Raw genomic sequence first — 21,316 nt, forward strand, 5'->3', positions numbered from 1 at the left:
TGAATTATTAAAGTGATGTACTATTTTTTCTTCAACTCTTTCAGCAGCAATTCCAGGTCCTGTATGCTTAGCTTATCTTCTTCCACCAGGAAGGAGACTGCCTGCTTATACGAGCCGCTGAAATAGTTCTTAACCAACCCGCTCAAAGATCTTTTTGAATAAGCATCTTTGCTAATGGCCGGCACGTACTTGTGGATTCGCCCGATCACCTCTACTTCTACAAAACCTTTATCTACCATTATCTTTAAAAAAGTAGCCACCGTATTCTGGTGGGGCTTTGGCTCCGGCAATGCATCCATTACCTCGCGGAGGTAGGCGCCATTTAAATCCCAAAGAATATGCATAAGCTGCTCTTCTGCCCTCGTAAGGGTTTTTTTCTCCTGTTGTTTTTTTGCAGACATAATTTGAGTTTTAGTCAATACAAACCTACAACTAAAACTTTAAATAAACAACTATTATTTTAGTTTTTTTGCAACTATTTTTTCCTGGTCTTATTTTAGAAGGAAGAATTAATAATATGGAGATATTAAAATATAAATAAGCGGTCCGGTAACGGCTACATACAACCATAGCGGAAAGGTGTAACGCGCTATTTTCCTATGCTTGTCATATTCTCCTGTGAGGCCGCGGTATGCTGTAAATAATATAAACGGGAGAATAAGGCCTGCCAGAATAATATGCGTAATGAGAATAAAATAATAAATATAGCGGATCATTCCTTTTGCCCCAAAACTTGTATCGCCCGCCCACATGTGGTGGCAGATATATGACACCAGGAACAATACGGAGAAAATAATTGCGAACAACATGAGTTTTTTGTGTAAGAGATACCTTCTTTGTTTCGCGGCAAGGAAACCCAGCATCAGCAGCAGTGCCACACATGAATTGATCACTGCATTGATGAGTGCAAAAATATGTACGTCAAAGCTGAAGGGGTAAGGTACCTGTACCACATGGCGGTCGAGCGCAACAATGGCTATAAAAATTACGAGAGAAACTATGCCAATAATCATCCTGGCCGCCTTATCGTTTTTTTGCATATACGAATATTAAATCTTTTACAAGGCTAATATGCTCTTGTTTCTATACCTTCCATAAAATTAATGAATGCCTTATTTACTACCCTGTTGCCGCCCGGCGTTGGATAGTTGCCGGTAAAATACCAGTCGCCTGTATTGGTAGGGCAACTGTTGTGCAGGTCTTCAATGGTCTGGAAGATCACTTCCACCGGTATATCAATATCTTCTGCGGTAATGAGTTGCGCTATTTTTGCGGATATCTCATGAGCCGTAAATGGTTTGTAAAATTGTTTCACAACATTTTTGGTGTGCAACTGGTCAAACTGTTCCAGCGCTTTGCATTCCTGGTAAATGTCGCGCACGGACTGTTGCATACCCCTGTCGTTGTAAAGCTCAAGTGCAGCTCGAAATGCTATAAAATCGCCCATGCGGCTCATGTCTATGCCGTAACAATCGGGGTAGCGTATCTGCGGCGCAGAAGAAACTATAATGATTTTTTTAGGCTTCAGCCTGGAAAGCATCCTGATGATGCTTTCTTTTAAAGTGGTGCCACGCACTATAGAATCATCAATTACTACCAACGTATCAGTGCCGGGACGCACGGTACCATAGGTAATATCGTAAACGTGCTGCACCATTTCATTCCTGCCGGAATCAGCGGTAATAAAGGTGCGCATCTTCACATCCTTGATGGCAATTTTCTCCTGGCGGATCTTCCTGTTCACCATTTCTTCCAGCTTTTCCCTGGTAAAATCTTTCTCCCAACTCAGGATGCGCTCAACTTTTATTTTATTTAAATAGTCTTCCATACCTTTTACCAAACCATAGTAGGCTACTTCTGCAGTATTGGGTATGTAAGAAAAAATGGTATTTCTAAGATCGTAGTTGATAGCTTCCAGCACAGTCTGGCTAAGGTGGTAGCCAAGCGCTATTCTTTCCCTGTATATTTTTTCATCACCTCCACGGCTGAAATAAATACGTTCAAAGCTGCAGGCGCGTTTTTCCATTTCGGGCAGTACGCGAGCTACTTTAAAATCACCCTGCGGATCTACAATCAATGCATGACCGGCCGGTAAAGGTTTCACGCGGTCTTCTCCTATATTAAAAGTGGTACGTATAGATGCGCGCTCGCTGGCTGCTACAATCACTTCATCATCTGTATAATAATAAGCTGGCCGAATGCCGTTGCCGTCTCTCAACACAAAACCGGAACCGTTGCCAACCAGCCCGCCTACCGTAAAACCACCGTCGAATTTAGCTGCCGCATTTTCCAGCACTTTCTGCAAGCTGGGGTTGCCGTTGGTGTTGTCGCTTTCCATAGCCAGGTAATGGTATATCACTTCCATCATGGCAGCGAGATCGCTTTGGCGCTGAAACTCTCCCATGCTCAGGTCTACAGAATTAAAAAGCTCTTCGGTATTTACCAGATTGAAATTACCGGCAAGTGTAAGGTTCTTGCTTTTTTCCAGGCTGCGTTTCAGGAAAGGGTGGCAGAACTCTACATTGTTTTTTCCCTGCGTGCCATAGCGCAAGTGGCCAAGCATCAATTCGCCTAAAGCAGGTAAATGCGCCTTAATAAACTCTGGGTGCTGTTGAATATCCGGCTGGTGTGCTTCCAGCTCCTTGATCTCAGCGCCAATTTTGCCGAAGATGTCGGCAATCGGTTGTGTGGAATTGCTCCGGGAACGCATCATATAGGGCGTGCTGGAAGATGTATCTAACTTCACCGATGCCATGCCTGCGCCGTCCTGCCCGCGGTTGTGCTGCTTTTCCATCAGCAGGTACAGTTTATTTAAACCGTACATCACAGTTCCGTATTTTTCAAGGTAATACGATAAGGGTTTTCTTAACCGGATAAATGCTAATCCGCACTCGTGTTTAATTTGGTCGCTCATTGAAACAGGAAAAAGAAAGCAAAGTTACTAATGTTTATTAAAAAGAACAGATAAAATAATACATTGTAGCTCGCATATGGCTTTAAGACCATTTGTACATCTTTTTATTTTCAGATACCTTTGCCATTCAAAAAAATCAAGAATGGATCCTAAACAACTGGCCGGAGAGCAGGCAGCAGCTTATGTAGAAAATAATATGGTGATAGGGCTCGGCACAGGTTCAACCGCCTGCTGGGCAATAAAAAAAATAGGTGAAAGGATAGCAAATGAAGGCTTACAACTCACCTGTACAGCCACTTCCATACAATCGGAGAAGCTGGCCGAACAGTTTCATATTCCTCTTACAGACATCGCGCAGGTAAGCAGCATAGACATCACCATTGACGGCGCCGATGAAATAGACCGGCAACTCGATATGATCAAAGGAGGCGGCGGCGCATTGTTGCGCGAGAAGATCATTGCCAACATCACTAAATATTACATTATTGTAGCCGATGAAAGCAAGTATGTGGCACAATTAGGCGCGTTTGGCATACCAGTGGAAGTAGTGCCGTTTGGCTGGCAAAGAACAGCAGAACATCTCGAAAAGTTAGGCGCGAAGCCAACCTTGCGCAAAAAAGAACAGGAAACTTTCATAACGGATAACGGCAACTATATTCTTGATTGTGATTTTGGCTTGATCAATGATGCCGCATCGCTGGAAACCTCTATCCACAATATACCGGGCGTGGTTGTATGCGGGTTGTTCATCAGCAGGGCCCACAAACTTATTTTAGGAAAAAAAGACGGATCTACAGAAGAAATAACAACAAAGCGATAATTATGAAGGCTTTTATTTTTGATATGAACGGAACCATGATCGATGATATGCACTATCATGCCGATGCGTGGTACAAGGTTTTTCAATCGCTCGGATGCACCAAAACCGCGGAAGAAAGCAAACTGCATATTTACGGCAAAGCAGCAGAGATATTTGAAAGAATGCTGGGCGAAGGGCATGGCTTCAGCGAGGAAGAAATGGAAGCTATTTCCAGGAAAAAAGAAATACAATATCAAAAAGATTTTTTGCCTGACCTGAAATTGATCAGAGGCCTGGACAATTTTCTTGAAAATGCGCACCTGAAAAAAATTCCCATGTCTATCGGCACGGCCGCGCCGCGATCAAACGTAGATTATGTATACACCAACCTGCCTGTAGAAAAATTTTTTTGCGGATACATCTGTGCAGACGAGGTGGAAAAAAGCAAACCCGATCCGGAAGTATTTCTAAAATGCGCCAAACTCATGCAGGTGGCGGCTGAAGATTGTATTGTTTTTGAAGACTCGCCTATGGGTATACGCGCTGCTGCCAATGCAGGCATGAAAGCAGTTGCCATTACTACGTTTCACCCGAAAGAAGATTTTGAAGACTACAACAATATTTTATTGATAATAGATGATTTCGAAGATGAAAGATTGTCAGTATTATTAAAATAATCTTTTAATATCGGTGAAGGCCACTTTTAAGAATTTTTTGTTAATTCGAAAAAATGATTACAATTTTGCATCTCTAAAGATTAGTAACATGATAAACTTTAATATAAATATACACACTGATAAAAAGCAGGAAAACAACGGTGAAGTTGTAACCTACGGGACGTGATATGTAGTAGAATAATTTTTAAGAAATACTCAACATAATTACCCCCGGCGTTCCGGGGTTTTTTTATGTGTAAAATAAAAAAAAGATGTGCATATATTATTTATATAAACAAAAGACTTCAATAGAAGAAACTGCTTTGTTGAAGCAAAACTATAGCCATGTCTATGATATTGATTTTATTGAAGGTTTAAGCGATCGGCATATATAAATTATGTAAGTGTATAATATTAGCCCGATCGCAACATGATCGGGCTTTTTATATGCTAAAAAACAAAAGAAAAATTTTAAAATGGAAACAATTATAATCGGGATTATTTTAGGTACAATGCTTTTGCTATTCAGGCTATACCGTAGAAAAAAAGAATTTAATTTTTATTTCAGAAACAGGTACCTGGAAAGCAAGGCCTTTTATTTTTATCTTTTTAATGATACCCCATCCATTACATTGGTAAACGACATCAATATTACTGAAGCGTTGAAATATTTGCAGCAAAATTTCCACGCGCAGATAAAACATATTTATACCTATAATGATTATGCACATGAAATAGCCATAAGCAAAGGTGCATACTAACCGCGGATGAATAAAGGTTATTCCATGCGACCATTAAAAACAGCCGCAAAGCGGCGCACTAAAAAATATACACATGAAATAGCCATAAGCATAGGTGCATACCAACCGCGGATGAATAAAGACTATTCCATGTGACCATAAAGAAAAAATAAAAAATATACACATGAAAGTAATGAATTAAAAGCCGATATGATAATCATAATGCTGAAAGGAGCAATATTGATAGAATTATCTATGGCTTATGCAGAATTTCTGTATCCTCAAAACAAGTCTGAACAAATTGAAACGCTTGTAAAAAGTATATCTATATTTAAAGAAAAGAAAAAGCAAAGAGAAAACGAGATGAATATTATTGTTAATGGCGAAGACGGGTTAATTCTTAAAACACTGGATATAAAATCTACTCAACTAAATATAGAATACTTTTATAATGATGATTTTTTACAGGTTCACAGAGATATTCTTGCAAGGCTCAAAACACCTAACGATAAAGGTATTGTGCTTTTGCATGGACTTCCCGGCACAGGCAAAACTACTTATTTACGATATTTAATCGGAGAAGTAGATAAGCGTATTTTATTTGTTTCGCCCTCCGTTGCAGAAAATTTGATGGATCCAACGTTTATTGATTTGCTGATCGATAATCCAAATGCAATACTTATTATTGAAGACGCCGAGAATATAATAATGGACAGAAAAGTCAATGCTGTTTCTTCAGTCTCCAACCTGTTAAACCTGAGTGACGGGCTTTTGAGCGATTGTTTAAATGTGCAAATCATATGTACCTTTAATAGTAATATTTCAACCATAGATAATGCATTAATGCGTAAAGGCAGGCTTATTGCAAGGTATGAATTCGGTAAATTGAAAATAGATAAAGCCCAACAACTATGCGAGTTTCTTGAAAAGGAAATAACAGTAAAACGGGAAATGACGCTCGCGGAATTAATGAATGCAAACAATACAGATTATGCCGAACAAAATATACGCCCTATTGGCTTTAGGAGGGAACATGTTTTGACAGAGAATTAATGCATTCGACACAAATGGTTATAGCTATTATCAAAGCCTGTTACGCAGTATAAATCTATAAATGAAATAGCCATAAACCATACACGTTTACCAATCGAGCATGAATAAGCGCATAGAAGTTCACTGGAAGTAATTCCAGGCAACCATTAAAACTGCCGTAAAGCGGCGCACTAAAATTTACACACATGAAATAGCCATAAGCAAAGTTGCATACCAACCGCGAATGAATAAAGGCTATTCCATGTGGCCATAAAGAAAAAATAAAAATTATACACATGAAAAAACTAAAGATCACCGGCAAGGAACTAAGAGCAATCGGCTATCCCGAAGGGCCTGTGGTAAGCCTGGCAATAAATATTGCCAAAAAATTTTTTAAGCACAATACCAGGGAGCAGGCGTTAAAGATATTAAAAGATGTATTGGATAAACCCCAGGCTTTCCTGGAAGATGAACGACTCGCGCCGGTTGCCTTACAATTAAAACCTGCCGCAAAGACCGAACTTTATGAAACATCCTTAAACAACCAGGGTGTACCTTTTAATATTTTCGGAGCCGAATTTATTGAAGAAGGCGCCACGAGCCAGATGTATACAGCAGCCAAACTACCTGTAGCCGTCATCGGTGCACTGATGCCAGATGCGCACCACGGATATGGATTACCTATCGGCGGCGTACTGGCTACAGCCAACGAAGTAATCCCTTATGGAGTGGGTGTAGACATTGGTTGCAGGATGTGCCTGTCGGTCTTTAACATCGATCCTAAAGCATTAAAGGAAAAAGAAAATTACTTTGCAAGAGAAATAATTGAAAATACTAAATTCGGCAGCGGCGCACAGTTAGACAAAGCTGCTGACCATGCTGTGATGGAAAATAAAGCATTTTACGAGCATGGTCTGCTGAGAAGCCTGCACACAAAAGCCTGGAAGCAGCTCGGCACCAGCGGTTCAGGAAATCATTTTGTAGAGTTTGGCGAAGTGATCATAGAGGAAGATGATGAAATATTAGGTATTCCCAAAGGCAAATATACAGGCTTGCTATCGCACTCCGGCTCGCGTGGGCTGGGAGCCAGTATTGCCGGCCACTATACCAAATTGGCTATGCAAAAAAGAAGGCTGCCTGCAGAAGCCAGGAACCTCGCCTGGCTTTCATTGGATGAGCAGGAAGGGCAGGAATACTGGATAGCCATGAACCTGGCGGGCGAGTATGCAAGCGCCTGCCACCACATTATTCATGAAAAAATAGCCAGGCAGTTGGGCGAGCGGCCGGTAAAGATGGTAGAGAACCACCACAATTTTGCTTGGAAGGAAAAATTTGAAAACCGTGATGTGATTGTGCACAGGAAAGGAGCCACACCGGCGGGTAAAGATGTGCTGGGCATCATCCCCGGCAGTATGACAGCCAACGGCTATATTGTAAAAGGCAAAGGAAATGAGGCTTCAGTGAATTCTGCTTCACACGGAGCAGGAAGAAAGATGAGCCGGACCAAAGCAATGGAGACCATTTCACACAGTGAATTAAAAGAAGCTTTACATAAATCCGGTGTTAAACTGCTTGGCGCCGGGTTGGACGAAGCGCCTTTTGCCTATAAAGACATTGACGCGGTAATGCGCGCCCAGAACAATCTTGTTGACATTGTTGGCAGCTTTAAACCAAAGATTGTAAAGATGGATGGCGCCGCACCGGGTACGAAAGCATAAGAATATCCCAGGAGGGGAATGATCTTATCCAACGCTATTCCTCATTATTTGTTTTTTCTTTTTTGCCGGGGTTGTTATCCAGGCTTTTTTTAAAATCTTCCAGCTCACCCGGCTTCTTACCATCTGTAGGCAGGTGATGCATTTCAGGCTCTTCTTTACACTGCTCTTCTGCCAGCTTTTTGGCAACAGATTTTACATTTTTATCTTCTCTATTTTCGTTCATGACTATCTGTTTTAATGTAGGTAATGTATGCAATTTAATCAAAAGCATAAACAATGCCACAAACAAGTGCTGGGTCTATAGTGCCGATTTTTTGATTTAGACTATGTGCGTGCTCTATACAGATTGCGCATTGCAGAGGAGGTTACCTGCAACCTGATTTTATTGGCAGTACCGCATCAACCTGGCGCTTTGTAGCAGCGACAATGCGTATGCAAAGCAAATAAACAGAGATAAACAAAGCGCCCTTGGATCATTGGCAACAAATTACTGTAGATCAAGCCGGTATTCCTTTTTTTCCTACTTGGTTATATGAGGAAATTTGTTTTACGCCATTATGCCTGCCGCTTTCAAAAGGAAATTGTGCAGTTCGTAGTTTTTTACAAAAGGCAGCAGGTTCTCACTGCCGGGGCCAAACATCGTCAGCTCAACGTAGTCTCCCGAGTGGTCCATAGAGCCGAAGCCGATGTTGAAATATTTCTGCTCCATAATGGCCAGTTCCCTGAACGGAAGCTTGTAACTGTTATAAATACCCTCGCTATCGAGCTTTTGATAGCGCTTTAATAATTCCCCGGCCTCCTCTGTACTCACCCCAATGCCATGGGCCGCTTCAATTCTTTCCCTCACCTGCGCAGCCGTATTGTCTTTCGTGATCCCCATCAGTATCCAGTCGCTCGAATGTTTTACACTTTGTAATTTATCAAAATTATCACCGGCCTTTGAGCCGTAAAACAGCCCGGGGTTAGCATTGCCGTGGTCGGTAGTTACTATCAGCAGGGTGTCTTTGTTGTTGTTTACAAAATCCATAGCTACTTTCAGCGCATCGTCAAAAGCTATCTGGTCGTAAAGCAGCGCTGCAGCATCATTGGCATGTGCTGCCCAGTCTACCTTGCCGCCTTCTATCTGCATCACAAAGCCATTCTTGTTCCTGCTCAGTTGCTGCAGGGCAGTTTTGGCCATCTCTGCCAGCGTCGGCGTATTGCTGATCAGCGCAGCATCGTTTCTCCTGTCGATCTCGTAAGGCAGGCTTTCACCGTGGAATACGCCCAGCACAGGCGCTGAATTGGTTGCAGGGATGCTCAGCATCTCTTGCCTGTTGCGCACCACTTTAAAGCCGCTGTTGCGAAACAGGGAGAAAACATCCTGTTTATCTTTTCTTTTATCAGCGCTAAAAATATTTACCCCGCCGCCCATCATTACATCAAAACGGAGCTTATGATACTCAAGCGCAATATCTTCCATGGCGCTTCTTTTATTGCTGTTCACGCAGAAGCCCGCAGGCGTGGCATGCGTGATGGGCACAGAGGTAACGCAGCCTACAGATTTTCCCTTTGCTTTGAATTTCTGCAGAATGGGTTTGTTAAAGCTGCCGTCGGCATTCACATTCAGCGAACCGTTGGGCACTCTTTTGCCGCCGCCCCACGAGGAGCTGGCCGCTGCAGAATCTGTAACAATGGAGCTGGCAGATGCCGTATCCATCAGCGCGCGCCTGGTGCCTTGCTGCTGCATCAGTTGGACCCAGTGGCTGTGGCGGCCTTCTTTCCTGTAAATGAGTGCATCGGCCATTTGCAAAGTGCCGTTGCTCATGCCGTCGCTCACCATAAAGATGATGTTCCTGGCCGTTTTGCCAGACCATTTTTGTGTGCGCGCTGCTGTTTGACCAATGCCGGGATTAATAAGCGCAGTGCCTAAAAACGCCAACGAACCATTCCTGAAAAAATCTCTTCTTCTCATGCTTTAAAATTATAATTAAAATATTAATTTGTTGTAATCTATCTAAGAATATTATGATCCAGTAAAACAGATTAAAAAACTTAGGGTAAATTATAATTTTTAGATTTCCAATAGTTTATCAGGTAAGAGATATTCTTTTCAAATCTTGGAAAGTCTTTATGCTGTGCGTTTGTCCATCCAGACTCTGCATAAGCTGCGATACGCGGAAAAGTCTGATATGTAATATCATTAAAAGTGGGAGTCCACTCACTCCACATGTGCGTACCAAGGCCTATTATCAGTTTCTGCTGGGCTGTATTTAAACCTGGGGGAACCGGTTTAAATCCGTACGCCTTTTTTAAATCAATTTGCTGATAAGTATAATCCAGATAAGTAAATCGGTGATCCGAATTAATAATTTCATAGCCTCTATCTATGCCGAACAGCAAATCTTTAGCCTCGCCCTTCCAAAATTGGACTATCGCATTTTTAGACAATGATGTATTTGCATTTTCTTCATTTGCCCATTCATGTACGTTTTTCCCCAATATCTCGTTCCATCCTATTATCCTTTTACCCAAAGAATCTTCTACAAATTTTGATACTTCGTTTGTAAAGTGAACATGTAGATCATAATAGTTTTTGATAGCATGCTTAGTCATATAATCCTGCACCAATTTAGAGTTCTTCCATTGATCAAATCTCACTTCATCGCCTCCTATATGGATATATTGCGAAGGAAATAATTCTGAAACCTCTCGCAAAACCTGGTGAATGAAATGTTTGGCCCTTTCGTCACTAACGTCTAAAACTGCACTTTCAACTCCGAAACGGGTTGGAATCCTAATTTTTTGCTTGGTCGTTCCCAAATAAGGATAGCTGGCAATTGCCGCAGAAGTATGCCCAGGCATACTAATTTCGGGAATAATCGTAATCTGGCGCTCGGCAGCATAAGCGATAATTTCTTTTATGTCTTCCTGAGTATAAAAACCACTATGCGCTTTGTAGTCCGAAACTTCGCTCTTCCATTTTTTTCCGCTATCGTTTATCTGCGTACTATCTCTTTTAGAACCTATTTGAGTCAGTAATGGAAATGCTTTAATTTCTATTCTCCAGCCCGCATCATTAGTTAAATGCCAATGGAATTTATTCATTTTTAATAAGGCCATTTCATCCAGAAGCTTCTTTACAACTTCCTTTCCATGAAAATAGCGGGCTTCGTCCAGCATAAACGATCGCCATTTAAAGGCGGGCTCATCTTTAATGGTCACCAAAGGGATTTCAATTGATTTGAGGATAAGCTGATTTAAGCTTTGAATTCCGTAAAAAATGCCTGCCTCGGTAGTCGCTTTTATTTCTACTTTGTTTTCAAAAGTAGAAAGCTCATATGATTCCGAATTATCAGATGCGTTTGCGCTCAACAGCAGATTAATCTGAACTCCCTTTTTCCAGGTAGTTTTTAAAATCCCTCTTTCATTAAGTATTTTCTGTAAATATGTCTTCTGATTTGAATTACCAACTATGTATACGCCTTTAGAAAAATTTAATGCACCTTTTTTTACCATTACATTATTTGGATAAGGAACTATGAATAGTTCTGTTTGCGCTAAAATGGTATTACTGACTAATAAAGCCAGAAAAAGATGTATTAAATTCAAATATTTCATAAAATGGTTTATAAGAGGATGTCTCAAAAGTTTTTTTCATCGTTCATCCCGAATCATCAGGAGCGCTTAAGAAAGAAATTCCTACCACCCGGTAAACAAGTCTCCTTAAGATGGTTGAAATGACATTTTTTTATTTTGCGACACCCTCATTTATTTTAACTATTGGGGAATTGCAGCTCCCATTACTGTTTTGCCAGATCGGCTTTTTCCATTTTGATCAACAGATAGTAAATCGCTTTCCAAAGCCAGGTTTGAAGCTAAAATCTGTAGTTGCAATGTACTCATTCCAGACTTTGCAGCTGCGCTTCCAGAATTTGCCAATGGGACGGTTTGTCCGAAACCTCCATATCTTCCGAAAGGATTAAATGCAGTAGTCGGATCGAAACTTTGACGAGCATCCAAAACACCATCATAATTGAATACTCCTGTTCCAATAACGGAAGAACGGGAGATATTTGTGCCTCCTACTTCTGCTGTTGCTCCGGTGTTGCCAGAGACAATGGAATTATAAATATTTAAGATATTGGCATGAGCCGGATTATTGTAAATTGCGGATCCCGCAGGTACTCCCGTATTGCCTTGTCCACCGTCATTATTAGAAACTGTTGAATTAACCAAGTCTACTGTACAAACCCCATACAGAGATATACCCGCTCCAAACGCAGACCCATTGTTCTTATTACCATAAATGGTACTGTTAACTATAACAAATTTAGATTTCTCTCGGGCATATATACCTGCTCCGGTACGGGTAGTAGCCCCCATAGTCCCCACTTCGTTATTCGCTATGGTAACATTAAACAGATAATTATATGAAGTTCTGGCTGTATTTATGGCATATATTCCACCGCCTACACCACCGCCTCTGTTCCCTACTACTTCACTATCATACATGTAAAGTGTCGAACCATCATTCCAGATTCCTGCTCCGTTTGTTGTAGCTACTAAGCCTGAATTACTGGACACAGAACTATTTCTAAACGTTACATGGGCATTACCTGTTAAAAACACCCCAGCACAATGAGTAGAAGTTTCATTATTGGAAATGATACTATTCTTAATTTCTACTTTACTACCTGCCACAACCAGCCCCCCACCGAAACTTCTGTTCACTGCGATTCCGTTTATTATAACTGAGCTGTTTGCAGAATGCGCACTTCCATCTCTGATAGTAAAACCATCCATTTCCACTTTTTTATCCTGTTCCGGCAATGCTGTAATAACCATAGTATGATAAACCTTTCCAGTTGCCAACTGACCACTTAAGGTGGTTTTATTAATTTCCGGATTAGCAACCGCACCAACCGTTGCCTGTTCCGGATAACCGCCTATAAGCTTCACATTTTGTGTTATCTCAAATGTCTTATCCTTATCAGCAGAAGTATTTCCTCCGGTTATAGTAACCTTTGGCTTATAAGTTCCCGCTGCTACATGGATAATATCTCCGCTTAAGGCTCTGTCTAAAGCTGCATCTAAAGTTGTTGATTTACTCCACGATAGCCCGTCACTTTCTTCCAAACCATCTGTCCGTACGTAAAAATGACGAGTATAGTCTGGTGCCGGATCGCCTGCATTTTGAATAATGGTAAGCTCTGTTTTATCTTTTCCTGTGATATAGGCTTCCAATGTCGCCTGACGTTCGGTAGTCGTTCTGTTTTTTTGGATGGCCACTCTAACCTTATCATCTGCAGAACCATTGGCATTTAATATAGACAACCATTTAGCCGCAGTTTTAACACGCCACGGTAAATTTGATTTTAAATCTACCTCAATAGTATCTATATCATTACCCACTCTTACTTCCTGCTGTTCGAAACTGATTTCTGGTGTTTTGGGCGTAAAACTCTCCTGATCTATTTTTCGACAGGCAACTATACTCATAAAAAACAGTATCATGCCCAGTAACTGAAATATTATCGATTTTTTTATCATGATTATATGTATTTAATTGGTAACAGAAACCACTATTAAACCATTAGCTACAGATCTTTCCTTACCTCCATTATCTGTTGGCCAGTTTCTTACAGCAAATCTGCCTGCGCCAAAAGACGGAGTTGTTCTTATGAAGAAAGTGCTTGAACCTCCTCCATCCAGATTAATAGCCTGATAAGCTCCGAGCGCTTTCATAAATTTCGCTAAATCATCATAATTCATTCCATTAGAATAATGAAAATTGCGGCCGTCTACTACCAGCATATAAACCTTTGTTCCATCCTGATTTACCCCAATACACGTTCTGGGCTCCAATCTCTTATCAACCTGCTGAACAGCAACCCCATCTTTCAATAAGGTAACTCTTCCGCCTACTGCTTCCTGAATGATATTTTTGATATCCGGATACATCTGTTGATCACCAATAACCGCCTTACCATCTTTGGTAATTGCAAAAAATGTATTTACGGCATCTGTAACTGTAGTTTTGATAGCCAGACCTTCTTTATACACAATTCCCTGTGGTACTCCGGTGTCCATATTGTAGAAATCTGCATTGATACCAGCCCACACTTTATGGCCTTCAAAGTCTTCGTATATTGCCTGCTTTGTCATAGGTTGCATACCAAATGAAGGTGAATTATTTGGTGTAGATACTTCAATTCTGATGCTGGGGCTTGTTAAATCTATTTCAAAAACAAAAGCCTTTATGGATAAGCCGGTAGTAGACAAGTAACGGATTTCGGTAGCTTCCAGTCCGTCGATAAGCTTATATGTTGTATCGGTAGTGATACGGGCTATAAGATCGCTGTTGTTGACAACTTTGGTTGCAACTGCTGTTTTCGGATTTGGGATAAACTGCTCATAGGCTTTAATTAATCCTTCATTTTTGCTGCACCCTGTTGTGAACAGCATGGAGAATGAAAGTCCTATCGACAGAAAAATGTGATGTATATTTTTCATTTTAACAATCTTTTAATTAGTAGCCTGGATTAGGCTCAAGGTTAGTATTATATTGTAATTCACGGCCTGGGATAGGTAATACCGTCTGATAGTTTAAAATACCCAGTTTTTCGACTGCCGTATTGGTACGCACCAAATCGTAATACCTAAAATTTTCTCCGAACAGTTCCAAGTTCCGCTCATTCAACATCGCTTCCTGGTATTGCTCATCGGAAGTAACCGATATATCAGTCAATCCCCGGTAACGGCGTAATTCGTTCAGCCTGTCAATGCCTTTGATTCTGCCTTGCGCTTCTGCGCTGATTAAATACAATTCGGAAATTCTGGATATGATTACAGGATCCCGGCCGGTTTGGCCGCTGGGATATTTATTGATACAATAGGTTCCGGCAATATTTGTGATGGTAATATCCCTGCGCTTATCAGTGCCAGAATAGGCATCCACCATTTGCTGGGAAACCCGGTAAACGCCTTGCCCTTTGTTCGGGTGTGCATAGGAATAAAACAGGTCGGATATATTGATGCTTGATTCTTCTGTCCGGTTTTCAAATGCAAAAATAATCTCGCTATTGGCCTGCTTTCTAAAGATTTTCTCAAAGCTGTCCAGTTTGTATTTATTGGAGGTGATCAGCTTCTCAGCAATAGCCGCAGCTTCCGGCTTTTTATCCTGATACAAAAAGACCCTTGCTTTCAATGCTTCAACCGCATCTTTAGAGACATAATAATAGCTGGAGGATTCGCCTAACAACTCTTCTGCCGCATCGAGGTTCTCTTCTATAAATGCCCAGACTTCTTCTTTGGAATTTCTTGATAATTTTTCCAGTGAATTTTTACGGTAAATAGGAACTCCGCCCCAGCGGGTCAGCAGGTTATAGTAGATCAGTGCCCGGAAGTAATAGGCTTCTCCTAAAGCGGTATTCCTTACACTGTTTGGAGCCTGGTTTTCGCATATCGAGATTACATTATTTACCTGATAAAGCGCACCATAATAGCCATTCCAGCCGTTGGAAACAACGCCGGCAAGCGGACTTAGCTGCGAATTGATTAAATCAAGCGGTGAGCCCGAAGCGGTATGAAGATTTCCTCCCAGGATATCGAACAGGATAAAAGCATGCACGCCCGGGTCATTCTGCATATCGTTGTACATGCCTATGCGTAATGCCGGCAAATCTTTTTCAGTGATTGCGTCCGGTGACATCGACGAGTGAGGATAGAGGTCCAGCTTATCGGCGCATGAACCTAAAAACATACCCGTGAGCAGCAATACAGATAAACATTTGTTTTTCATAATCGTAAGGATTTAATAACTAGAAAATAAGGTTGGCCCCAATGTTAAAGGTTCGTGGCTGTGGGTTATTTAAGGCATCGATGCCTGAAAATCTAGGATCTAAATTAGTATTTACCTCAGGATCCCATCCGGAATATTTTGTCCACAAGAAGAGGTTGTCCATCTGTGCAAAAAGTCTAATCTGGCTTACTTTTAACTTTCTTACTGTAAATTCAGGTAGCAAATATCCCAGTGTTATCGCTCTTAATCTAATAAACGATGCATCTTCCAGAAATCTGGTTGAATTACGTGTATTAAACGTCTCACTTGCTATCGCTCTTGGATAAACTTTCGTTGTACCTGGTCCCGTCCAACGATTTTGTACATATTCCTCAAGTTGGGCAAATCTGTAACCGATACGTCCCAACCCGTTTGGCTTCCACGCAGCATAAATATTTGCTCCATAGCTATAAGTAGTCAAGACGTCTAATTGTAGCTTTTTGTACCTGAAACTATTACTCCATCCGCCAGAAAATTTAGGATTTGATGACCCTACTACAACCCTGTCGTTGTCGTTAACGATATTGTTTCCGTCTAAATCTGTCCATTTAACATCTCCGGCTCTAACTCCTAAATCAAATTGTGCCTGCGGAACCTCTCCATCGTATTGATAAATACCCTGCGATTCAAAAAGATAATAAGAACCTATATCTCTGCCCACTACGAGTGCGCGGTTATCGCCAATAGAAATTGGTTTGTTCTCGTTATCTATAAGAGATAAAATTTTATTCTTGTTATGTGCAATGTTAAAATTAGAGTTCCACACTACCGGCCCTAATTTAAAGTTTGTACTTGCCGAAAACTCTATCCCTTTATTCTCCATCGATCCAATATTGGATATGATACTTGTCATACCACTGGTGGCATGGATAGGCATACTATACAATAAATCTGTCGTTTTCTTATAATAAGCGTCCAGAGATAAATTTACCCTTCTCTTAAACAAAGAAATATCAAAACCCAGATCGTACTGGTCTGCTTTCTCCCAGGTCAGGTTTTCGTTTCCAAAAGTAGAAACAGAAATTCCGCTAAGTCCTCCATAATTTTGACCTCCGGCAATTAAAGGCTGGTAAGCATAGTTTCCTATTCCTTCCTGATTACCTGTTTTACCATAGCTCGCCCGTAATTTCAAATCCAGATCAGTGCCATCCATAAACTGTTCTTTGGAAACGTTCCATCCGAAAGACAAGGAGGGAAAAATCCCCCACCTGTTATCAGACCGAAACTTGGAAGAGCCATCTGCTCTAAGCGTTCCTGTGAACATGTACTTGTCGTCATAAGAAATTGTAGCCCTTCCAAAATAAGATTCTAATGCGTATTCGCTTGGTGCGCCGCTTGCGCCGGTTATTTCAGAAGCCACAGATACCACTCCCAGGGAAGGCGTAGGAAACCCACGGGCATCTATATTCGAGTTTCTGCTATGTAACTTCTGGAATGAGTGTCCTAATAAACCGCTTAAACTATATTTGCCAAAAGTATTGGTATAGTTCAGCACATTTTCAGTCAGATAATTCTGTATCAACCTATTATCATCCAACAACCTGCCTACTCCAGTTCCATAAGGATGTCTTTCGTTATAATAGGTATAATCGTAAGTATAGGCGATATCTGCACTAAATGAAGATTTAAAAGAGATGTTCTCATTGAAATTGATCTTACCATAATATGTACCTAAATACCTGAAATTGTCTACATATGCAGTTTGTTCATTTAATATTTGAATTGGATTATGGCGCATCAGTTCATCAGTTCCACCAACATAATAATCTCCGTTAGGTTTATATGGCCTGTCGAAAGGTCTCTGTTCGATTGCCCTGGCTAAAATAGTAGAACCTAAGTTTGCTCCCGGAACCTGATTGTTTCGGATATAATTTGCCATGTTATTGAAACCAATCTCTAACCAATCAGTAAATTGATGCGTGAATTTAGTATTCAGATTATATTTCTTGATAGAATTATTATGAACAACCCCTTCCTGATCTGTAAAACCTACACCCACATAATATTTGGTATTCGTTGTACCTCCCGAAAAATTAGTATTGATATTTTTGAAATATCCCTTTTGGAGGATTAAGCCCAGCCAATCGGTATCAGGCATATTTCCGAAAGGGTTAGAAATCGGAATTTTATAGTTAGCATCTCCCGGTTGCAGACCGTATTGTCTATTATAATTTTCCTGTCCTTCATTAAACTGCAATACATAAAGGTCAGAATTCGCAATTTTCAGCTTGTCTTTATCGGCAAACTCAGAGAAACCTGTAGTAACATCTACCTTTACAACATTTCGTCCGTTCTTTCCCGATTTTGTAGTAATCAGGATAACACCGTTACTTGCTCTTGAACCGTATATAGCAGCAGATGCAGCATCTTTAAGTACCTCAATAGATTCAATATCAGCATGGTTTAATGCTGCCAAAGGACTGTATGTTTCCCCAAAATCGTAGATGGACATATTAGTGCTGTTGATCGGGATACCGTCCACTACATATAGCGGGTTGTTGCCAGCACTTATAGAAGAAGCTCCTCTAACAGCAACTCTCTCACCTGAGGCTAAGTTTCCAGAACCTATCGACAGATTTACTCCCGCAATTTTTCCTTCCAAAAGTCTTATAGGGGAAGAAGATGGCCTTATATCTTCGTCTTTAAATTTTATGCTGCCAATCGCACTAGTCACTAACGCTCTTCTCTGCGTTCCATATCCCACCACCACCACTTCATCTAAATCCGAAGCCGAAGGCGTCATTTTTACCAGCAGCGAAATATTAGAATTGCCGGTAATTTCATATCCGGAGAGCTCCTGATCTTCAAAACTAACATTGGAAACAAAAAAAGAATAATGCTTACCTGCCGGAAGGTTTTTAAATTCAAAATAACCAACAGAATCTGTCTGCGTGCCTACAGATAAATCAGTGTCGTCGTTTTTGGCAATTACAGTAGCTCCCGGAAGGGGTATATCTTTGAGATCCCTTACAAAACCTTTTACTTCATTATTTAATGTCTGGCCCATAGCCACAGGGGCAAGAGCAGTAAAAAGAATGAACAGGAGCAAGAGCTTTCTTGAGCTGAACAATGAAATCATAACAAGTGGGTTTTCTTATAATACGGTTCAATATCGATTTACCCTACCTGTTGTTTAAAATTTTTATAAAATTAACATGCAAATTGAGGAAATGATAAAGCCGTATCACTTCAACTCCACAACAGACAGCACCGGTCGGTGGTCTGAGGCAATTTTTTCATCTATGACTTTATAATGCTTTTTCTTCCAGCGATGGTTTTTAGACACGAGCACGTAATCTATTTTTTTGCGTGGCTCATTCGAGGGGAATGAAAGTGAATGTCCCGGGTCCGTATCATTGTACCATTTGTAAAAATAATCTGTCATGGTCACCTCGCCGGGCTCTGCATTGAAATCGCCTGCAAGTATGGAAGGTTTTTTGATGTCAGAAAATACTTCCTGGAGTTTCTTGGCCTGCTCAATTCTTTCTGTAGGATTTTTTACATAATCCAGATGAATAGCAGTAAAAAGGAAAGACTTGTTTTTCCTGAGTTTTACTTCAACAGTAGCTGCCACCCGCGGCTCACTTTTGGAGAAATTTGGCAGCCTGGTAACAAACTGATCTACGATAGGATACTTGCTAAGGATGCCCACACCATAACCGCCGCCATCATAATCCATATTCTTACCATAGAAATAATTCATTTTCGTAAGCGCGGCCAGCTCTTTTAACTGATCTACCTTGTTTGTGCGATTGGTGACGCTGTCTACCTCCTGCAAGGATACTACATCAGGATTTGCGTCATTAATCACTCTTGCAATCTGTTGAAGATCAATCCTGCCGTTCATATCCTCCCCGCGGTGGATGTTGTAACTGAGTACCCTGATTGTCTGGGATTGAGCAAATTTTACCTGAAAGCTAAAAGCCGCCAGCAGAAAAAATAAAAAGGATTTGTGCATAATGTAAAAATTAAATAGATATTGTAGGGGTTATAGTTACTTATTCTTATGAAGGATATATTTGCCGCCGGTTTTCGTTAAAGTTAACCCATTCAAGCTGGCAATTGACTGTAAAATTCGTTCAAGCGAATCTGTTTTATCCAGTTTGGCAATGAAAGTCATGCCTTTCACATCTTCTTCCTCATAAACGATCTCCGTTTCATAGAGGCGCGCCAGTTCGTTAAGCACCTCTGAGAGCGGCTGATTGCCAAACATGTACCAGTGGTTTTCTGAAAGATGTTTTTCCTTCACTTGCGGCAGAGGATCTTCGGATAAAGTTCCGCGCGTTTGTACCACCCGTTTCTGCTTTGGAGACACAACCGTTACAGCATTGGTCACCTTATCATAAAAAAGCGTTTGGCCAGGGTGCAGCATGTGTTGTTCATTTGCATTCGCATTTTCTTTCACTAATATTTTTCCTTCAAACAAGTGTACCGTAATTACCGGCTCCATTTGAAAGGTCCTTACCGTAAAAATTGTTCCCAACACGGTGGTAGAAAGTGCACCTGAGCGGACAACAAATGGCCGTGAGGAATCTTTTGCTACATTAAAAACAGCTTCTCCATCCAGGCGAATGCTCCTTTCCGTGAATGGTTCGGCATAAGCAACAGAACTCTTTGGCAAGAGATACACTATACTTCCATCGGGCATATAGAAACCTAGCGTATCATTATTTTTATTTTCAATTATTTTTTCCATGCTGGAAGAATGCGCTACCGGGGAAGGCGCGGTTTTTTCTTCTTTACCTAATAACATCCAGATGCCGAAAATTATCACAATCAGGGATGCGGCTGCTAAGAAAGGCCTCCACAGCTTTTTGACGCTGCGCCGGCTTGAATCCAGGTTGCCGGAGATCTTATTCCAGGCCCGAAATCTTGCTTCATCTGAACCAGACACTTCACCTTCAAACATCTTCCACTCCTCTTCATTCAGGTATTCATTCAGCACAGCAGGGTTTTCTTTTAAATAGACCGCTACCCGCTCGCTATCCTCCCGGCTTAGCTGCTCATGAAAAAACTTATATATTTTCTCCTTAGTCATCGTATTAAATACGTTTGAAATAGCTTTTACCCTTCCTTAACTTTGATAACTTAGCAATATTAAGAGAATATTAATTTTTGAAAGGTGCGGTCTTAACTGTTTCAACGCTTCGGAAATGTGTTTTTCTACCGTTTTAAGTGAAATAGCAAGTTCAACAGCAATCTCTTTGTAACTCCATCCTTCTATCCTACTTAAAATAAATACCTTCTTCCTCATAGGCGGCATCATTTCAATGTAATTCTGCAACTGGTTGTTGAGCTCGTTGTAAGAAATGGTATCCCAGGTAGCGTTTTGCACTTCTTGGTCAGATAGCGTATTGATCACTGAAAGCAGATTATTCTGTTTGCGGATCTGGTCGATTAAGGTGGTGCGGGCAATTCGGAAAAGCTGTATAGAAACAGACAATGATTCATTCAGGCTGGCCCTGTACTTCCACAACTTGATAAAAGTTTCCTGTACTACTTCTTCTGCAAGATATTCAGAATGAGTCCTGTTGAATATAAAAGAGTATAGTTTACCGAAATACTCTTCGAATACCTCTTTAAAAACAACCTCATCGCCTTCCTTTAAAGCATATACAATGTTCAATGCAGTGGA

18 protein-coding genes are annotated in these 21,316 nt (G+C 40.9%); 5 read left to right on the top strand and 13 right to left on the bottom strand.

Annotated features, from left to right (window positions below):
* Positions 1-20 precede the first annotated feature (20 nt).
* From OD355_RS07830 to OD355_RS07840, 3 genes are all read right to left on the bottom strand, one after another.
* Positions 21-401: a BlaI/MecI/CopY family transcriptional regulator gene (locus OD355_RS07830; RefSeq protein WP_263037910.1), complete on the bottom strand. Its 381-nt coding sequence runs from the start codon at positions 399-401 to the stop codon at positions 21-23.
* A 108-nt stretch (positions 402-509) separates the two neighbouring features.
* Positions 510-1,040 (bottom strand): DUF420 domain-containing protein, encoded by a 531-nt coding sequence (locus OD355_RS07835; protein ID WP_263037911.1) that lies wholly within the window; start codon positions 1,038-1,040, stop codon positions 510-512.
* A gap of 26 nt (positions 1,041-1,066) precedes the next feature.
* Complete coding sequence (locus OD355_RS07840; RefSeq protein WP_263037964.1) at positions 1,067-2,824, bottom strand: amidophosphoribosyltransferase; 1,758 nt, start codon at positions 2,822-2,824, stop codon at positions 1,067-1,069.
* A gap of 232 nt (positions 2,825-3,056) precedes the next feature.
* Here OD355_RS07840 and rpiA point away from each other — a divergent pair, with 232 nt between their 5' ends.
* From rpiA to OD355_RS07865, 5 genes are all read left to right on the top strand, one after another.
* Positions 3,057-3,734 carry a ribose-5-phosphate isomerase RpiA gene (gene rpiA, locus OD355_RS07845; protein ID WP_263037912.1) on the top strand — a complete coding sequence of 226 codons (678 nt, stop codon included), beginning with the start codon at positions 3,057-3,059 and terminating at the stop codon, positions 3,732-3,734.
* Between the two features lie 2 nt (positions 3,735-3,736).
* Positions 3,737-4,390 carry an HAD family hydrolase gene (locus OD355_RS07850; protein ID WP_263037913.1) on the top strand — a complete coding sequence of 218 codons (654 nt, stop codon included), beginning with the start codon at positions 3,737-3,739 and terminating at the stop codon, positions 4,388-4,390.
* Between the two features lie 455 nt (positions 4,391-4,845).
* A complete protein-coding gene (locus tag OD355_RS07855) occupies positions 4,846-5,130 on the top strand; it encodes a hypothetical protein (protein ID WP_263037914.1) in 285 nt (94 codons plus the stop codon).
* Between the two features lie 234 nt (positions 5,131-5,364).
* A complete protein-coding gene (locus tag OD355_RS07860; RefSeq protein WP_263037915.1) occupies positions 5,365-6,162 on the top strand; it encodes an AAA family ATPase in 798 nt (265 codons plus the stop codon).
* A 275-nt stretch (positions 6,163-6,437) separates the two neighbouring features.
* Entirely contained in the window at positions 6,438-7,859 is a 1,422-nt protein-coding gene (locus OD355_RS07865) for an RtcB family protein (RefSeq protein WP_263037916.1), read from the top strand.
* A 34-nt stretch (positions 7,860-7,893) separates the two neighbouring features.
* On the opposite strand, the gene OD355_RS07870 is transcribed toward OD355_RS07865, so the two are convergent.
* The 10 genes from OD355_RS07870 to OD355_RS07915 all read right to left on the bottom strand — a co-directional run bounded on the left by OD355_RS07870 (position 7,894) and on the right by OD355_RS07915 (position 21,307).
* Positions 7,894-8,082, bottom strand: a complete 189-nt coding sequence (locus tag OD355_RS07870) for a hypothetical protein (RefSeq protein ID WP_263037917.1) — start codon at positions 8,080-8,082, stop codon at positions 7,894-7,896.
* Positions 8,083-8,406: 324 nt separating this feature from the next.
* The gene (locus tag OD355_RS07875) at positions 8,407-9,813 is read right to left on the bottom strand and encodes an alkaline phosphatase (protein WP_263037918.1); all 1,407 of its coding nucleotides are present in this window, start codon (positions 9,811-9,813) and stop codon (positions 8,407-8,409) included.
* An 80-nt stretch (positions 9,814-9,893) separates the two neighbouring features.
* Positions 9,894-11,459: a beta-N-acetylhexosaminidase gene (locus tag OD355_RS07880; protein ID WP_263037919.1), complete on the bottom strand. Its 1,566-nt coding sequence runs from the start codon at positions 11,457-11,459 to the stop codon at positions 9,894-9,896.
* A 159-nt stretch (positions 11,460-11,618) separates the two neighbouring features.
* The gene (locus tag OD355_RS07885) at positions 11,619-13,391 is read right to left on the bottom strand and encodes a right-handed parallel beta-helix repeat-containing protein (protein WP_263037920.1); all 1,773 of its coding nucleotides are present in this window, start codon (positions 13,389-13,391) and stop codon (positions 11,619-11,621) included.
* A 12-nt stretch (positions 13,392-13,403) separates the two neighbouring features.
* Entirely contained in the window at positions 13,404-14,354 is a 951-nt protein-coding gene (locus tag OD355_RS07890) for a phosphodiester glycosidase family protein (protein WP_263037921.1), read from the bottom strand.
* A gap of 16 nt (positions 14,355-14,370) precedes the next feature.
* Positions 14,371-15,642: a RagB/SusD family nutrient uptake outer membrane protein gene (locus tag OD355_RS07895; protein ID WP_263037922.1), complete on the bottom strand. Its 1,272-nt coding sequence runs from the start codon at positions 15,640-15,642 to the stop codon at positions 14,371-14,373.
* Between the two features lie 19 nt (positions 15,643-15,661).
* Positions 15,662-18,760 (bottom strand): SusC/RagA family TonB-linked outer membrane protein, encoded by a 3,099-nt coding sequence (locus tag OD355_RS07900; protein WP_263037923.1) that lies wholly within the window; start codon positions 18,758-18,760, stop codon positions 15,662-15,664.
* Positions 18,761-18,865: 105 nt separating this feature from the next.
* The gene (locus OD355_RS07905) at positions 18,866-19,639 is read right to left on the bottom strand and encodes an endonuclease/exonuclease/phosphatase family protein (RefSeq protein ID WP_263037924.1); all 774 of its coding nucleotides are present in this window, start codon (positions 19,637-19,639) and stop codon (positions 18,866-18,868) included.
* A gap of 36 nt (positions 19,640-19,675) precedes the next feature.
* On the bottom strand, positions 19,676-20,719 hold the full coding sequence (locus tag OD355_RS07910) for a FecR family protein (RefSeq protein ID WP_263037925.1): 1,044 nt from the start codon (positions 20,717-20,719) through the stop codon (positions 19,676-19,678).
* Positions 20,720-20,755: 36 nt separating this feature from the next.
* Complete coding sequence (locus tag OD355_RS07915) at positions 20,756-21,307, bottom strand: RNA polymerase sigma factor (RefSeq protein ID WP_263037926.1); 552 nt, start codon at positions 21,305-21,307, stop codon at positions 20,756-20,758.
* Between the last annotated feature and the right edge of the window lie 9 nt (positions 21,308-21,316).

This window comes from Haoranjiania flava, from assembly GCF_025631005.1.
GTDB lineage: Bacteria > Bacteroidota > Bacteroidia > Chitinophagales > Chitinophagaceae > Haoranjiania > Haoranjiania flava.

What these genes read in the sequence shown, in the direction of transcription:
- OD355_RS07910 (WP_263037925.1), bottom strand. Translation starts at nt 20,719, where the DNA reads ATGACTAAGGAGAAAATATATAAGTTTTTTCATGAGCAGCTAAGCCGG.
- OD355_RS07855 (WP_263037914.1), top strand. Translation starts at nt 4,846, where the DNA reads ATGGAAACAATTATAATCGGGATTATTTTAGGTACAATGCTTTTGCTA.
- OD355_RS07840 (WP_263037964.1), bottom strand. Translation starts at nt 2,824, where the DNA reads ATGTACGGTTTAAATAAACTGTACCTGCTGATGGAAAAGCAGCACAAC.
- OD355_RS07850 (WP_263037913.1), top strand. Translation starts at nt 3,737, where the DNA reads ATGAAGGCTTTTATTTTTGATATGAACGGAACCATGATCGATGATATG.
- OD355_RS07830 (WP_263037910.1), bottom strand. Translation starts at nt 401, where the DNA reads ATGTCTGCAAAAAAACAACAGGAGAAAAAAACCCTTACGAGGGCAGAA.
- OD355_RS07900 (WP_263037923.1), bottom strand. Translation starts at nt 18,760, where the DNA reads ATGATTTCATTGTTCAGCTCAAGAAAGCTCTTGCTCCTGTTCATTCTT.
- OD355_RS07880 (WP_263037919.1), bottom strand. Translation starts at nt 11,459, where the DNA reads ATGAAATATTTGAATTTAATACATCTTTTTCTGGCTTTATTAGTCAGT.
- OD355_RS07865 (WP_263037916.1), top strand. Translation starts at nt 6,438, where the DNA reads ATGAAAAAACTAAAGATCACCGGCAAGGAACTAAGAGCAATCGGCTAT.
- rpiA (WP_263037912.1), top strand. Translation starts at nt 3,057, where the DNA reads ATGGATCCTAAACAACTGGCCGGAGAGCAGGCAGCAGCTTATGTAGAA.
- OD355_RS07890 (WP_263037921.1), bottom strand. Translation starts at nt 14,354, where the DNA reads ATGAAAAATATACATCACATTTTTCTGTCGATAGGACTTTCATTCTCC.
- OD355_RS07860 (WP_263037915.1), top strand. Translation starts at nt 5,365, where the DNA reads ATGGCTTATGCAGAATTTCTGTATCCTCAAAACAAGTCTGAACAAATT.
- OD355_RS07870 (WP_263037917.1), bottom strand. Translation starts at nt 8,082, where the DNA reads ATGAACGAAAATAGAGAAGATAAAAATGTAAAATCTGTTGCCAAAAAG.
- OD355_RS07885 (WP_263037920.1), bottom strand. Translation starts at nt 13,391, where the DNA reads ATGATAAAAAAATCGATAATATTTCAGTTACTGGGCATGATACTGTTT.
- OD355_RS07905 (WP_263037924.1), bottom strand. Translation starts at nt 19,639, where the DNA reads ATGCACAAATCCTTTTTATTTTTTCTGCTGGCGGCTTTTAGCTTTCAG.
- OD355_RS07875 (WP_263037918.1), bottom strand. Translation starts at nt 9,813, where the DNA reads ATGAGAAGAAGAGATTTTTTCAGGAATGGTTCGTTGGCGTTTTTAGGC.
- OD355_RS07835 (WP_263037911.1), bottom strand. Translation starts at nt 1,040, where the DNA reads ATGCAAAAAAACGATAAGGCGGCCAGGATGATTATTGGCATAGTTTCT.
- OD355_RS07895 (WP_263037922.1), bottom strand. Translation starts at nt 15,642, where the DNA reads ATGAAAAACAAATGTTTATCTGTATTGCTGCTCACGGGTATGTTTTTA.